We start from the raw sequence: 14,894 nt of genomic DNA on the forward strand, positions 1-14,894 counted from the left end.
AGGCAGTTAAATTTTTTAAGGATGTAATATACATCGAATGAATAAAATGAGTATCCAAAGAAATACTTTCCTATTCGTGCATATTTCTACCCATTTTAAAGAAATGATGCGTGTTGCTCGATTAATGAAGCAAGATGGAAGCTTTAAACCTTATGTATTTTTTTATGCAGGATATGAAGGAGTCAAGCGACATATCAATCAATGCCAGTCAGAAGGAATTCAATACATTACTTATTTTGATGCTGATCTATCTAAACGTACACATAGAATTAAAAATAAAATTATACGATGGTCTCTGAAACTAATATTTAAAGTTTTAGAAATTATCATTTATTTATTGAAGCCAATTCTTTGGATTTTTAGAAAATTGATTAAAGACAAAAAAAGTAAATTTTCTTTGCAAAACAATAAATGGCTCGCAATTTTATTAGTTCCTTTTTACTATTTACTGAAGCCCATTGCTTTGATTTTTAAAGGTATTTTTAGTTTTTATAGAAAGTGGAACAGAAGTAAAAAAAATCAATTATCTTTTAAAAATGAAAAGTGGCTTGCGCCTTTATTAGTTTGGTTCTACAAATTGACATGGAATAAATTACCGTTTTTTTTGCCAACGATTTCTCGTGCTGCGCACAGGTATAGTCATTATGTTGATGGCATTTTAAAACAGTATGAAATTAAATTATTAGTTTATCCAGAACATAACTTATTTTATTTTACTCAATTAACTGCACATATTGGAAAAAAATACAATATTCCCTCAATCATTGTTCCTTTTACAATTGCAAATACTAAGGAATGGGCAGAAGCTTTTTATAATGAACCAGCATGTTCTCTGTCTAATATATATAATAAAATTATGTCCATTGCATTCCCTCATTGGGTATTCTGCTATAAAAACAAGCAGATCATTTTGCATGCCGATTTGATATTACTTCATGAAATGTTTGGAATTACACCTAAGAATCCTTGGCTACTGAATAGTGGAATAATTGATTTTCTTGCCATAGAGAGCAATGCCATGAAGGAATATTATATTGCTGCAGGATTGGAAGAAAACTACCTAAGATCGACTGGCGCATTATATAATGATGAACTGTATTTCAAATTACAAAATGCTGATTTGCATAGGTCTGAGCTATATCAGTCTCTCAATATGCAGCCCAATAAACCTATGATTCTGTGTGCCTTACCCCCAAATCAATGCGAAAGCAGGTTAGATGTCATCGAATTTACAGACTATTCGGACCTGGTAAAATATGTACTAGGGGAATTGGAACAATATGCTAATGAATATAATATTGTCATTAACCTGCATCCACGAATTAACCCATCTACTGTCGAGTTCATCAATGATTACCCAGTGAAGATATTTTATGGTGATGTGGCTGAAATAATTCCGTTAAGCTCTGTTTATGTAGCAACTTGTTCTGCAACTATTAGAATGGCTATTACCTGCGGGATTCCTGTTATTAATTATGATTTATATCAATATCGATATGATGATTATAATAATTTGGAGGGTGTTATTACAGTATTTAAGCGAATTGAGTTTTCAAATACGTTAAAAAAACTGATCAAAGAAACAACTTATTATGACGAAGTACAACTGGCTCAGTTGAAGGATAGTACTAAATGGGGATTGTTGGATGGGAAATCCGGGGAAAATTTATTGAGCGAAATTAATTTGCTCTTCGCATAATGGTTATTTCAACAATTTATTGGCGAATGTATGAATGTTATAGATACAAAAATACCTGAAGTTAAAATTATTGAACCAAGAGTTTATGGTGATGAACGAGGTTTTTTTTATGAATCTTTTCAAGCCAGGCGATATGGAGAATTATTAGGAATTACGGATTATTTTGTACAAGATAATTTTTCAAGATCACAGAATGGGGTGTTAAGAGGTCTTCATTATCAAAGCCAACAAAGCCAGGGAAAACTGGTTTCAGTTTTAACTGGCGAAGTTTTTGATGTGGCAGTGGATATCAGAATAGGTTCTCCAACCTTTGGTTGCTGGGTAGGCGTTATTCTTTCAGGCGAGAACAGACGACAATTTTGGATTCCTAAAGGCTTTGCACATGGATTTTATGTTTTGAGTACAATGGCTGATTTTGCTTATAAGTGCACTGACTATTACCATCCTGAAAGTGAATTTTCGATTAATTATCTTGACCCGCAATTAGCGATTGATTGGCCATTAGGGGAGCAGGTTCAACTGTCACCAAAAGACGCTGCCGCCAAGCCTTTAAGTTTAATAGACACTCAACTTTTACCGAGATATCAAACCTAAATGAAAATAATGGTTACAGGTGCTAATGGTCAAGTTGGTACCGAGATTATCAAATTTTTTTCTTCTTCGGATCATGAAGTATTTGCTTGTACAAGAAGCACGCTTGATTGTTCCAAACTTGATCTGGTTCATGGAGTTTTATCGGAAATTGAACCTGATCTTATCATTAATGCAGCGGCCTATACGGCTGTAGATAAAGCGGAAGATGAACTGGCTTTGGCTCATGTCATAAATGCTGAATTTGTTCGTCAATTAGCTGGGTATTGTTATTTGCAAGATATCCCATTAATACATTTATCAACTGATTATGTATTTGATGGAGAAAAGGACGGCTCCTACTATGAAACAGATATTCCTCATCCATTGAGCGTTTACGGACGCAGCAAATGGGAGGGAGAGCAGGTGATTTTATCACAACTTAAAAAATATATTATTTTACGAGTCAGTTGGGTATTTGGAGAACATGGGAAAAATTTTGTAAAAACCATATTAAATTTAGCTGCCACCAGAAATGAGTTGAGTATTGTTTCTGACCAATGGGGAAAACCAACATCAGCTCGAGACATCGCAAGAGTACTCTTTGAGATGGTACAGAAATTTAGTGATCCTTTCTTTGATTGTTGGGGCATATACCATTATGCTGGGCAAGATGTTACTAGTTGGTATGAGTTTGCAATTGTGTTTTTAGATATGGCAAAAAAGAGAGGGTTTCCTTTAACTTTAACCAGTTTAAATCCGATTAAAACAGAAGAGTATATTACAAAGGCAATAAGACCCAAAAGCTCCATACTGGATACTACAAAAATAGAAACGATATTGGGCATAACGTGTCATAGCTGGAAAAATTATTTGCCAGATATGATTGAACAATTTACTAAACAATAATACGAGCTTCTCTATGAAAAATCGAATGTATAGCCTCTTAGTGACTGGTGCCGCAGGTTTTATAGGAAGTAATCTTGTTAAATTTATGATTGATAAGTATCCGGAAATCAAAGTCGTTAGTCTGGATAAACTGACTTATGCCGGTAATAAAGCTAATTTGCATGAAGTAGATGGATTGCAAAATCATCATTTTGTGCATGGAGATATATTAGATAAAAATCTGGTTTTATCAGTATTGAGACAACATGAGATAGATACCATTGTGCATTTTGCAGCGGAATCTCATGTGGATAATTCCATCGATAATCCCCAGGTATTTCTAGAGACCAATATTATTGGGACTTTTACTCTGTTAGAGGCAGCTAGGATTTATTGGTTGAATGAAAAGAAATGGGATAAATCAAAGTGCCGATTTCATCATGTGTCCACTGATGAAGTGTATGGTTCATTAGAAGTCGATGAGTCTGCTTTTACTGAAAAAAATTTGTATCAACCCAATTCCCCTTATTCAGCATCCAAAGCAGGTTCGGATCATATAGTCAGAGCCTATTTCCATACTTATGGGTTACCTGTCACCACTTCCAATTGCTCAAATAATTATGGACCTAATCAACACAAAGAGAAGTTGATTCCTAAAGTAGTGGATGCTTGTGTTAATCGATTACCTATCACTGTTTATGGAAATGGCTCTAATGTTCGTGATTGGCTTTATGTAATAGATCATTGTGAAGCAATAGATACTATTATTCAAAAAGGAGCGGAAGGAGAAGTTTATAATATAGGCGGTAATAACGAACTGGATAATTTAAGTTTGATAAAAATGATTTGTCATATGATGGATGATTTAAAACCTATGGAAAAACCATACGAGTCATTGATTACGTTTGTAGAGGATAGAAAAGGTCATGACAAACGATACGCCATAAACAATAGCAAAATTCAAAACGAGTTGGGATGGACTCCAAAAGGTCATTTCATTCATAAATTACTAAGTACAGTTCAATATTATTTAAAAAATTATTCTAAAGCAGATAGATAAAATTGATTTTATTAGGGTCTGTTTATAATTGCTCTGTAACCTCGACGTACTGCAGCTTGTCCCTGAGGTATCCATACATAATGTTTAATACCTGTTTATGTAGGTTACTCGTTATTATTTTATCACTGCTAACAGTAATTCCTATATTAAACGCCAATCAGATTTGTAATCCTATATCAAAAATTCCTGTTGTAATTAATAAATCAGGTGTTTATTGTTTAGAGAAAAATTATCGTTATAGGGGTGAAGAAAATCCAATAACTATAAACTCTTCTCATGTCACTTTGGATTTTAAAAATCACAAAATTGAATTAGTTCCTTTTAATTCGGCTAATAAAATATATGGAGTTTATTCTTTAAATTCTCACCATATTGTTGTAAAAAATGGCCAGATAAAAGGATTCATGTATGCAATATACCTTTCTGATAGTAGAGGTTCAGATACAAGCATCAGGAGTCATTCAGGACATTATCTTATTGAACATATGACATTGAAAAATAATTTTTTTCGAGGGATAAGACTAGAGGGAGTTAATCAGAAAATCAATAATTGTCGGATATTTAATACTGGTGGTAGCACGGTATATGAAAATGCATTTAGCATGGGTATTGAAATGATTGGTCCAGATTCAAGGGTTGAAAATAATTTTATTGAGGATACTAAAGCCTCTGGAGAAGGGGAAAATATAGGAATTTCATTTTCGAACAACAATGCGAACTCTGTTGCTGTTGGAAATCATATTTTCAATCATTATGCTTTTTTAGAAAAAAGAGCTCATTTCAGAGGGGATTCTGGACATAGTTTTGGGATTTGGGTTGGTGGCAATGAAAAATTCAGATCGGATGTTTTAGTTCAAAATAATAAGATCAAAAATGTGTACTATGGTATCGTTTTTTCATCACCTACAATGGGTGTAGTGAATAACAATAAAATTGAGAATGCCGATAAAGAGTTAGTAATTAACAGCATTAAAGTTGTATATTAAGGAATAGATTCACTTATGAAATAAGAATTTACCTGAGGTATGCCCACATAAATTAACTACACAGCGTTCAGGATAATTTATCCCCTAATTTTGGTGGTGTCGTCCCGGAATTTAGCGCATCTTAGTGAGCTTGCGAACTTAGGTGTGCTAAATTCCGGGACGACACCGCCATAATTTGAGATAAAATCAACTTAAACTGGTGTTAATAATTTATGTGGGGATAGCTCAGGCACAAAGCGAAGAATCTGATTCTGACTCGAATTGTCCTATAAGAGTGCAATAATCCCAGTGTTTGGAAATTTTATAGTAGTATAAGGTTTACAACCTTCTTAATTATGGTAGTTTATTACCCATTTTAATAAATAGAAATAGCATGAAGAAGCGACAGACAGAATTAACAACATGGAAAATGCTCCAAAGAGAGGCAGACCGAATTCGACTGATTCCAGGCTCTCAACCTCAATCATTATTGGATTCCAGTAGTTTGGACTATAGAAAACAAATTAGTACTATTGAATACGACTTTTCAAGACAAAAAGTAAATAAAATTGTCATTGATTTACTTGTCGATTTGGCCGAGGAGGCGAAATTACAAGAGAAAATCGATGGTTTAATCAATGGCGATAAAGTGAATATCAGTGAAAACAGAGCAGCTCTTCATACCGCACTTCGAGATTTAAGTAATAAGTCAATCTTGATTGATGGTCTTGATATCATGACTGCAGTTGCAGATACCCGCGAAAAAATTAAAGTGATATCGAACCTGATCAGGGAAAAGAAATGGCTTGGTCATTCAGGGCTACCCATAACTGATATTGTGAATGTAGGAATTGGCGGATCTGATTTAGGCCCTCGTTTATGTATCCATGCTTTATCGGATTATATTTCTAATGAATTTAACTATCATTTCATCTCGGATGTTGATCCTGAGAGTTTTAAAAATGTCATTGCAAAAATTAATCCTCAAACGACATTATTCATTATTTCCTCCAAGTCATTTACTACGAAAGAAACTTTGTTGAATGCCAGGAAGGCTTTTGCATTGTATCAGGATAATGCTTCTATCGCTCAACATTTTATAGCAGTGACTGCGCACCCTGAAAGAGCCTGTCAAATGGGTATTAAAACCGTTTTGCCAATTTGGGATTGGGTTGGTGGCCGATTTTCTTTTTGTTCTGCAGTCAATTTAATTACCGCGATAGCAATTGGCTATGAACAATTTGTTGAGTTATTGGCTGGTGCGCATGATGTCGATCATCATGTGCGATTCACTGATTTTAAAAGCAATATTCCTGTGCTTATGGCTTTAATAGGAGTGTGGAATAACAATTTTTGGAATATTCATAACTTGCTTGTTCTTACGTATTCGAAAAAATTGGAATACTTCGTTCCTTATGTGCAACAGCTGGATATGGAAAGCAATGGAAAATCGATTGACGTGAATGGAAGAGCAGTGGATTATGCCACTGGGCCTATCGTTTGGGGTGGATTGGGGAATCAGGCTCAGCATAGTTATTTTCAATTATTATGCCAAGGCACACATCGATGTGTTGGAGATTTTATTACTTTGAAAACTAATGACGAGCATGAGATTAATTCGATGTGTCATTATAAAATGAAAGTTTTGAGCGAAGGGATTGAGGCTGCTGAAAATCCTTATGGTTATATCCCTGGTAATATGCCAATGAATCATCTTATTTTGTCAGATTGCTCTCCCTATACTTTAGGTGCTTTGGTGGCACTGTATGAGCATAAAATCTTTGTTCAGAGTGTCATATGGAATATCAATCCTTTTGATCAACCAGGTATTGAAAGCGCCAAAATTGCTCATAGAGAAATCACATTATCAAGCGAATCATAAAGGGACGAAATCTCATAAAACAGTTTAATTATTAGACGGAAATTGATATTTAATTGACGATATCAATATATTTTTAATGTATTACTTCAATAAACTTGATAATATTTAAAGCTATTATTTCTTTAAAAAAATAGAGAGTAGGCGCGATATAATGAAAGGCATTATCCTCGCAGGTGGTTTTGGTACAAGACTTTATCCTCTGACAAAATCTATTAGTAAGCATATTATTCCGGTTTATGATAAGCCAATGATTTATTATGCTATCTCGACATTAATGCTGGCAGATATCAGAGAAATACTGATTATTTCAACAGAAGAGCATCTTCCCTTGTATCAGGATTTATTAAATGATGGCTCCCAATGGGGAGTCTCATTTAACTATATGGTACAAAATGAACCAAAAGGAATTGCTGAGGCTTTTATTTTAGGAGAAAAATTTATTGGTAATGATTCTGTCTGTCTGGTATTGGGAGATAACATACACCAGGGAAGAGGTTTTTCTGAATTATTACAAAATGCAAAATCCAAATTAAACGGAGCCACTGTTTTTGCCTATTATGTCGATAAACCCCAAGCCTACGGGGTAGTAGAATTCAATGACAAACAGCAAGTCATTTCAATAGTGGAAAAGCCTGTTGAGCCAAAGTCTAACTATGCTGTAACCGGACTATATTTTTATGATAATCAAGTGATAGAAATTGCCAAGAGTTTAAAACCTTCTGGTAGAGGAGAGCTTGAGATAACAGATATCAATCAATTTTATTTATATGAAAACAAACTGGACGTTCAGATTTTGGGTAGAGGGTTTGTTTGGCTGGATATGGGTACACCGGAAACCTTATTATCAGCCAGCAACTATATTTGTACCATTGAACAGCGCCAGGGTTTAAAAATTGGATGTCCAGAGGAAATTGCATGGCGCATGGAATTTATCAATGATGAAGCTCTTTTGCGTAGAGCAAGAGAGTTGAATAAAAGCAATTATGGGCAATATCTTGAAGAATTACTAAATCAGAAACGTTATTAACAAGTTAGGTAAACGAGTGACAAAAGTATTAGTGACAGGTGCTACAGGGTTTATTGGCAGCAGTCTAGTTCCTGCTCTTATTGCTGCTGGATATGATGTTCGCTGCGCGGTTTGGCAAAAAAATACGAATCTGCCTGTTGAGCAGGTAGAAATTAATAAATTGGAACAGATAACAGATTGGGCAAAAGCTCTGGATGGAATTGATATCGTAATACATCTGGCGGCACGAGTTCATATTATGAAAGAGAATGCCTCAACCTCTTTGGATGAATATTGTAAGGTAAACAGCATTGCAACAAAAAATTTTGCAGAACAAGCTGCAAAACATAAAGTGAAACGCTTTGTTTTTTTAAGCACCATTAAAGTGAATGGAGAAATGAGCCTGGTTCATCAACCGTTTACAGAAGAAAGCAATGTTCAACCTACAGATCCTTATGCACTAAGTAAATTAAATGCTGAACGATATCTACAGAAGATTAGTGAACGCAGTGGAATGGAAGTGGTGATTTTGAGGCCACCATTAGTTTATGGACCTGGAGTCAAAGCCAATTTTTTAAAACTGTTAGGTATGGTACAAAAGGGATGGCCGTTACCCTTTGCCAGTATTAGCAATAAAAGGAGTTTTATTTATATTGAGAATTTGATTTCAGCCATTCTAAAGGTAATGATGCATCCCAATGCAGCTAATCGACTGTATCTTATCGCAGATAATGAATCCTGGTCATTGGCAGAACTATTATCTATTTTGGCTCAAAGTATGAAAATTAATTTAAGATTATTTCATTTTCCAGTTGTTCTCCTGGCTGGTCTTTTCAAAATTTCAGGGATGAGTAATTTAAATTCTCGTTTATTAGGCTCATTGGAAATTAATAATAAGAAGATCATTTCTGAATTAGGTTGGACACCCCCAGTGAATTCGGTGGAGGGCTTAAAGAAAACAGCAGTTTGGTATCAATATGAATATAATTCTTAGTTGTTTTTTTATACTGATATCTTTTTTTTGTACTAAATTATTTTGTAATTATGCGCAGAATTCAAAACTTATGGATAAACCAAATGATAGAACTTTGCATTTGAAGCCTACAGTGCGTGGGGGAGGAGTTGTATTCATTGGATTGACTTTATTGGTTTTGCCATTTATTTGGTATTTTACGGGCACATTCTATAAAGAGTGGATGCCTTTGTTACTGTGTATTCTCCTAATAGCTGGAGTCAGCTTTTGTGATGATCTATATGATCTCTCCATCAAGATTCGGCTGGGGGTACAATGTGTTGTGGCTTTCATTGTAGCCGTATTGATGAAACCGGAGAAATTGGATTTTGTTCTTTTTTCATTGACGCATGACTATTTAATTATACCTTTCGTTTTTTTTATGGTTATTTGGGCTATCAATCATTTTAATTTTATGGATGGCCTGGATGGTTTTTGTGCGTTACAAGCTATTTATTTGTTGGTTTGTTACTTTATTTTGTTTAATTTACATCATGCTTTGGTTTATCAAGAACTTTGCTGGGTATTGATATGCAGTTTGACGGGATTTTTATTTTTTAATTTCCCCCCAGCCAAGATATTCATGGGGGATGTGGGTAGTGCTTCCTTAGGACTCATTATTTTCTCAATGGCATTAATTGCACAGCAAAAATATCAAATTCCTGTGATTTATTGGTTTATGTTGAATAGTCTATTTCTTTTTGATTCGACTATTACGTTACTACGCAGAATTATGAATAAAGAGCGCTGGTTTGCCCCACATAGAAAACATGCTTATCAACGATTAAAACAGTTTGGATTGGACACGCGATTAATATTGCTTGTTCAATTAGTAATGAACGGAATCATTGGATGTTTAGTGTTATTGAGTTGGACACAGACAGTGACTGTATTATGCGCGTTATTCATGTTAACACTGGTTTTATTTAGTTATTATCTTATTGTTGAAAGAGTATACCCGATGCATTTTCAAGCTTCTTAACAATCACTTTAATGAAGATGAATTTTATATTGCTCCTAATGACTTGTTCATTTGTAACCGTTCAGAGGTGAACGTTTACTCCCGAACTGATATATCCCTACGAAACATAGCCGTATCTATTTGATTAAAATAACTATTCCATCTTTTATTCTAATCGAAACCGTTCATGCTGAGGAGGAGCACAGCGACGTCTCGAAGCATTGGCAACCTACACTTCGAGACGTCGCTGTGCTCCTCCTCAGTGCAAACGGTTTTGGGATAAATTCATTCTAAAATTCGTGGGGATTTATCAGTTCGTGGGAAAGACAATTCAAATAAATATGCTTATAAACAGAAAAATTTATATGATCCGTGAACGGTTACGTTCATTTTCTTCTACCTCCTGAAACTCCTGGTTATCTCTATTTAATAAATCCACTTGACTGATGCGTCCAATAATTATAATAAGCTCCTTTAATTGCTAACAATTCGTTATGAGTTCCTGACTCTACAATGTGACCATTTTCAAGTACGATGATTTTATCCATTGCTTTTAGTGTAGATAGTCGATGTGCAATAATGAGAGCAGTTTTATCTTTGAGTAACATTTCCAATGCCTCCTGTATCGCTTGTTCCGTTGCGGAATCTAATGCAGAGGTTGCTTCATCAAACAATAAAATAGGGGCATTTTTTAAAATTGCACGAGCAATGGCAATGCGTTGTCGTTGACCTCCTGATAATTTTACGCCCTGCTCACCGATAATGGTGTCATATTGATGTTCTAATGAGGTAATAAAGTCATGACACTTGGCTTTTTGGGCAGCTGCAATGACGTCCTCTTTTCTAACGTCCCCACAACCATAAGCAATATTTTCAAAAATGCTGCGATGAAATAAGTTTAAATGTTGTGGAACAATAGCAATCTGGCTACGTAATGAATCCATAGTAAAGCAGGAAAGATTGATATCATCTATCTCAATACTTCCTTCATTGATATCATATAACCTCATAATGAGCTTCATTAATGTTGTTTTCCCTGCACCGGAACTTCCAACGATCCCAATCTTTTGTTGAATAGGAATGGACAAACTAAAATTTTTAAAAACTGGCGGCTGAGAAGGGTAAGAGAAAGTGATGTTTTTGATTTCAATATTCCCTTTGGATATTTTATGGCTGGCGGCATCTTCCTTGTTGGTTACATTGGGATGCTCTTTCAATAAGTTTAACCCGTCTTGTAATAAACCAATGTTATAAATGAACTCTAAAAAGCAATTGCCAAGACTGCTGGTTAAACCAGCTATGGCTGTTACCGCCGTCATTACGAATACCACCTCGCCAATACTTACTAGATGGTTTTCGTATCCAATAATGGAACCGATAAGATAAAATGCAACAAGTGCATTCATTGCAAGGTGCTGCAAAAGCATGACCTTATTGGCATGACGATTACGAAGGCGTTCTTTGTCAATCAAGTCATTCATATTTTGTTTGAGCAATTTTGTCTCTTGGTCAAAAGTGGCATTATGAATAACAGATTGAATATTCCCGATAATGTCTACAATATGGCCATTAAAGACGCTGCAGCTATCTGCAAATGAGGAGGCTTTCATTTGACCTACTTTGGCCGATTGATAAGTATAAATGATAATAGCTATTCCCCAAACCCAGAGTACAATGCCAAAATAAGGGATGACAGTGGACAATAAAATGCCTGTGATCAAAATTGCTAAGGATTGGGGGAAAATCGTGAAAAACAAATTAACTATGACTGGCTCTAATCCTATGCAAGCATTCATCACTTTATTAGATAAAAATCCTGATTTTTTTGCTTCAAAATAATCGATGGATTGTTTACCTAGATGAGTAAATAAGTTTTTCACCATCTCGGATTTATATGCGGGAATACTTAGCAGTGAAAATAAACCGTCACCATAATAACCAACACTCCGTAAAACGTGGATGCTTACATATAAGCATAATGGAACAAGAACAAATGAATATACAGAAACAGATTCAAGGCCATGAATTTTGATTCTGTCGATAATGACGCCAAACAAGTAGGACATATACGGTAATGTAAATGCCCAAAATAGTCCAAAAGCAACAAAAAAGAAGGTACTACTTTTGTGCTGACGCATATAATCGAATAATAAATTCAATACACTTGACGTTTTATTGTCATAGTTTTGGATCATAATTCTTTTCCAACAGTAATATCCTGGGGATTACTTTCATAACCATTATACCTATAAAAGTTTGTGTGGTGCTCGAACTTCATCACTTATTTCATCAACTTTTGTTAGAAAGAAAAAATGATCTAATATGGATTCCTGGCTTGCAAAGAATCAATAATTCTTAATCGCAAACCATTTTCGTTTATTAGAAATATTATTCATGAAAGGTTTCCGAACTGAAGTAGAATCCTTTCTTAAGGAAATTGATGAAGACTCCACTCACTTCAATTCCATTAGTAATGAGTTTACTCTGAGCTTGCTACTAATTTAAAAAACACGTTGCATAGTTTGGGAGGTTTTTTTACAGCAATATAATGTCGACATTTTATCCGTCTTCCCAGCAACCTAGCTGAGAATTTCACCTTAATTTGTTCTCCAATAGCCATGTGTCGTTAAAATTTATTTAGTTCTTATTTGAAAATTGTTTTTCATCCGTGTTTGAAACGTTTAGCTTGGTTATTTTCGTTGATTTAAAGAAAAAAGTCTGGGGAACTACTGAGAGCAACGTTTCTTTGGATTCGGAAGGAACCTCAATTTCCATGAAATCTTCCTTATTGTTGCTGTTTTCTTCAATGTAATCTTCTGGCTGGTTATGTTTGATAGTATTATTAAGTTTGAATGCAGGTTCAGTTAATAATAAGAACGGAACTCTAACCTGAATTCCATAATACGCTTCAGGAACGGTCGTACCTGCGTAATATACTGAAAGACATATAATTTTTAGATCTAATCCAATTGCTTTTTGGTATTCTTCCATTGATCCTTTTATATATTTATAATATGGAAATAAAGTTTTTTTAGCCATTTGTTCTACTGATTCTCTAACTTTTGAACCGGTAAACAAGAAATTTTCATTTTTCTCAGAAATTTTCAGTAGCAATTGGCTGCTTTCAGCGTCTAAAGGGACATTAATCATCGAAATTCTGGATAAATCAAATAATTTTCTTAGGTAAGGTAGAAAAAATTGTTCAGCCCACTCTTTTTCTGTTTTGTACTGAGAAGATTGTTTAGTTTTACCTTCACAATCACGATGTTCAGGATATCCTTCAATAACTCTGGATTTTTTTGAATTATAATAAGGAGGGGAAGAAATCGAGAGATCGGCGGGTTTGCCATTGAATTGGTTCATTACTTTATCGTTTTCAATCCTTTGAATTTCTGAATTTATAGCAAGATAGGATACCGAATCCAGGCTATGTAATTTGGCATAATGCTTGTATATTTCCTCAAAAGCTTTAACTAAATTTGGATTGGCATCTACAGATACGATTGCATATTTGTTGTTTAAAGGGTATCCAAGATCCTCCTGGACTGCCGCAAAATAACTTAATATACCAATCTCTCTGTCCCCCCATCCACCAATCGCGTCAAAAAATGTCCTCACTTCCTGGAGAAAACCTGCTTCTATTAATTTTTTTATGGTAGATGCAACGGTGAGGGCTCTAAATTGACACACTAAACTAAGAGAAGTAACAGCATTCATTGCTGTTTTTATTTTCAGTGGCTTACGCTTACCCAACGCATCGAGAATTGCTTTCGACATATGTGAAACTAAAGTTTGTTTGTTACCTTCCCACAATTCCTTAAATGTAGTATATCCTTCCTTTGTAGTATCAGCTCTTTCATCGAAAGTAAAAAAATTAGATGCATTTCCCCCATGTTCTGCGCCCCTATTGTCTGAAAATTTAAAATGTAACTCATCATTTTTTCCATTCTTATTGACACTTGTCTTTAAATCTTTCTTGATTGTTTGGACCAGTGCATTAAAAGATTCGTTCGCTTCCGATTCGCTGGGTTTGAACAAATTATAGGGGGGATCGAATTTATTCACCAAAGAAAAAATAATCGCCCAGGAAATAATACGTTTAAAAAAATAGGTTTTTGTACTTAGTTCTTTGTTTTTCTCACCAATTGAAATGCATCTACCTAATTTATCCACAAAATCATCATGAGTTTCTTTTAAAGAATTCAAAATTATTTCAAGAAATGCATTAGCTTCTGTTTTATCTTTCCTATTTGATTGAAACTGACTATCTAGATCCAGGAGTATATTATCCATTGTGTTGATGATTATTTTTATAAATTCGAGTTTCGATGTAATTTTAATGCTTTCTTTTGGGAAGTTTTTACTGCTACCCTTAAATCCTTTAGTCAATATTTCGATTAACCATTCAATTTTAACTCCACTGCTATTCTCTTTAAGAAGGGTTTCTAATTCTTCGCGATTGTAAGTCGTCCCCAGAAAATTAAATGAATTTTGGGGCGGCTTATTATACCCAGATGCTTTTTTAAGCCCCCTATTAATATTAGTTGAGGGCTCCAGCTCTGTTTTCATTTTTTTTATTAACCTTGCATTACTAGGCTTGGTGTTATTGTTTTGATTATTTTTTGCTTGCATATCATGGAAATTCATATCTTATTGATCTATTAAAGAATAAATTGCCAATTATTTTAACACCAAGGCCCAAGCGATGAAAAGTTATTTTTATAAAATTTGCTCAATATGACATATGTTGGTACAAAATATCCGCTTATCCATTGATTTTACTAAAATACCAGTTAGTAGAGTTCCTCAAAAAATAGAGTTTTCTAATACCATACAACCATTTATTTATCA

Annotated in this window: 11 protein-coding genes; 9 read left to right on the forward strand and 2 right to left on the reverse strand. The window is 34.5% G+C overall.

All coding sequences use genetic code 11. From position 1 onward, the window contains the following. The first annotated feature begins 46 nt into the window (after nt 1-46). The 9 genes from ACZ5EK_RS03940 (at nt 47) to ACZ5EK_RS03980 (ending at nt 10,064) form a co-directional block, all read left to right on the forward strand. Nucleotides 47-1,699: a hypothetical protein gene (locus ACZ5EK_RS03940; protein WP_464431502.1), complete on the forward strand. Its 1,653-nt coding sequence runs from the start codon at nt 47-49 to the stop codon at nt 1,697-1,699. 30 nt (nt 1,700-1,729) lie between these two features. After that, nucleotides 1,730-2,293, forward strand: a complete 564-nt coding sequence (rfbC, locus tag ACZ5EK_RS03945) for a dTDP-4-dehydrorhamnose 3,5-epimerase (protein ID WP_464431503.1) — start codon at nt 1,730-1,732, stop codon at nt 2,291-2,293. Continuing rightward, nucleotides 2,294-3,178: a dTDP-4-dehydrorhamnose reductase gene (gene rfbD / locus ACZ5EK_RS03950; RefSeq protein ID WP_464431504.1), complete on the forward strand. Its 885-nt coding sequence runs from the start codon at nt 2,294-2,296 to the stop codon at nt 3,176-3,178. 13 nt (nt 3,179-3,191) lie between these two features. After that, nucleotides 3,192-4,217, forward strand: a complete 1,026-nt coding sequence (rfbB, locus tag ACZ5EK_RS03955; RefSeq protein ID WP_464431505.1) for a dTDP-glucose 4,6-dehydratase — start codon at nt 3,192-3,194, stop codon at nt 4,215-4,217. Nucleotides 4,218-4,297: 80 nt separating this feature from the next. Continuing rightward, a complete protein-coding gene (locus ACZ5EK_RS03960) occupies nt 4,298-5,203 on the forward strand; it encodes a right-handed parallel beta-helix repeat-containing protein (protein WP_464431506.1) in 906 nt (301 codons plus the stop codon). Nucleotides 5,204-5,576: 373 nt separating this feature from the next. Continuing rightward, complete coding sequence (gene pgi, locus ACZ5EK_RS03965) at nt 5,577-7,064, forward strand: glucose-6-phosphate isomerase (RefSeq protein ID WP_464431507.1); 1,488 nt, start codon at nt 5,577-5,579, stop codon at nt 7,062-7,064. A 151-nt stretch (nt 7,065-7,215) separates the two neighbouring features. After that, complete coding sequence (gene rfbA, locus ACZ5EK_RS03970) at nt 7,216-8,091, forward strand: glucose-1-phosphate thymidylyltransferase RfbA (RefSeq protein WP_464431508.1); 876 nt, start codon at nt 7,216-7,218, stop codon at nt 8,089-8,091. A gap of 16 nt (nt 8,092-8,107) precedes the next feature. Next, nucleotides 8,108-9,064 carry an NAD-dependent epimerase/dehydratase family protein gene (locus ACZ5EK_RS03975; protein WP_464431509.1) on the forward strand — a complete coding sequence of 319 codons (957 nt, stop codon included), beginning with the start codon at nt 8,108-8,110 and terminating at the stop codon, nt 9,062-9,064. Further along, nucleotides 9,048-10,064 (forward strand): MraY family glycosyltransferase, encoded by a 1,017-nt coding sequence (locus tag ACZ5EK_RS03980; protein WP_464431510.1) that lies wholly within the window; start codon nt 9,048-9,050, stop codon nt 10,062-10,064. The genes ACZ5EK_RS03975 and ACZ5EK_RS03980 overlap by 17 nt, the downstream gene beginning before the upstream one ends. A 401-nt stretch (nt 10,065-10,465) precedes the next feature. Here the strand turns inward: ACZ5EK_RS03980 and ACZ5EK_RS03985 are convergent, their stop codons facing one another. Next, nucleotides 10,466-12,238, reverse strand: coding sequence for an ABC transporter ATP-binding protein (locus tag ACZ5EK_RS03985; RefSeq protein WP_464431511.1), 1,773 nt, complete (start codon nt 12,236-12,238; stop codon nt 10,466-10,468). 442 nt (nt 12,239-12,680) lie between these two features. Next, entirely contained in the window at nt 12,681-14,690 is a 2,010-nt protein-coding gene (locus ACZ5EK_RS03990; RefSeq protein ID WP_464431512.1) for a hypothetical protein, read from the reverse strand. Nucleotides 14,691-14,894: the final 204 nt, after the last annotated feature.

The sequence above is a fragment of the Legionella sp. JM-2024 genome (genome assembly GCF_055389095.1).

Bases quoted from the DNA above. Each gene is read 5' to 3' on its own strand.
- rfbA (WP_464431508.1), top strand. From the start codon at position 7,216: ATGAAAGGCATTATCCTCGCAGGTGGTTTTGGTACAAGACTTTATCCT.
- ACZ5EK_RS03940 (WP_464431502.1), top strand. From the start codon at position 47: ATGAGTATCCAAAGAAATACTTTCCTATTCGTGCATATTTCTACCCAT.
- pgi (WP_464431507.1), top strand. From the start codon at position 5,577: ATGAAGAAGCGACAGACAGAATTAACAACATGGAAAATGCTCCAAAGA.
- rfbB (WP_464431505.1), top strand. From the start codon at position 3,192: ATGAAAAATCGAATGTATAGCCTCTTAGTGACTGGTGCCGCAGGTTTT.
- ACZ5EK_RS03960 (WP_464431506.1), top strand. From the start codon at position 4,298: ATGTTTAATACCTGTTTATGTAGGTTACTCGTTATTATTTTATCACTG.
- ACZ5EK_RS03980 (WP_464431510.1), top strand. From the start codon at position 9,048: ATGAATATAATTCTTAGTTGTTTTTTTATACTGATATCTTTTTTTTGT.
- ACZ5EK_RS03985 (WP_464431511.1), bottom strand. From the start codon at position 12,238: ATGATCCAAAACTATGACAATAAAACGTCAAGTGTATTGAATTTATTA.
- ACZ5EK_RS03990 (WP_464431512.1), bottom strand. From the start codon at position 14,690: ATGAATTTCCATGATATGCAAGCAAAAAATAATCAAAACAATAACACC.
- rfbD (WP_464431504.1), top strand. From the start codon at position 2,294: ATGAAAATAATGGTTACAGGTGCTAATGGTCAAGTTGGTACCGAGATT.
- rfbC (WP_464431503.1), top strand. From the start codon at position 1,730: ATGAATGTTATAGATACAAAAATACCTGAAGTTAAAATTATTGAACCA.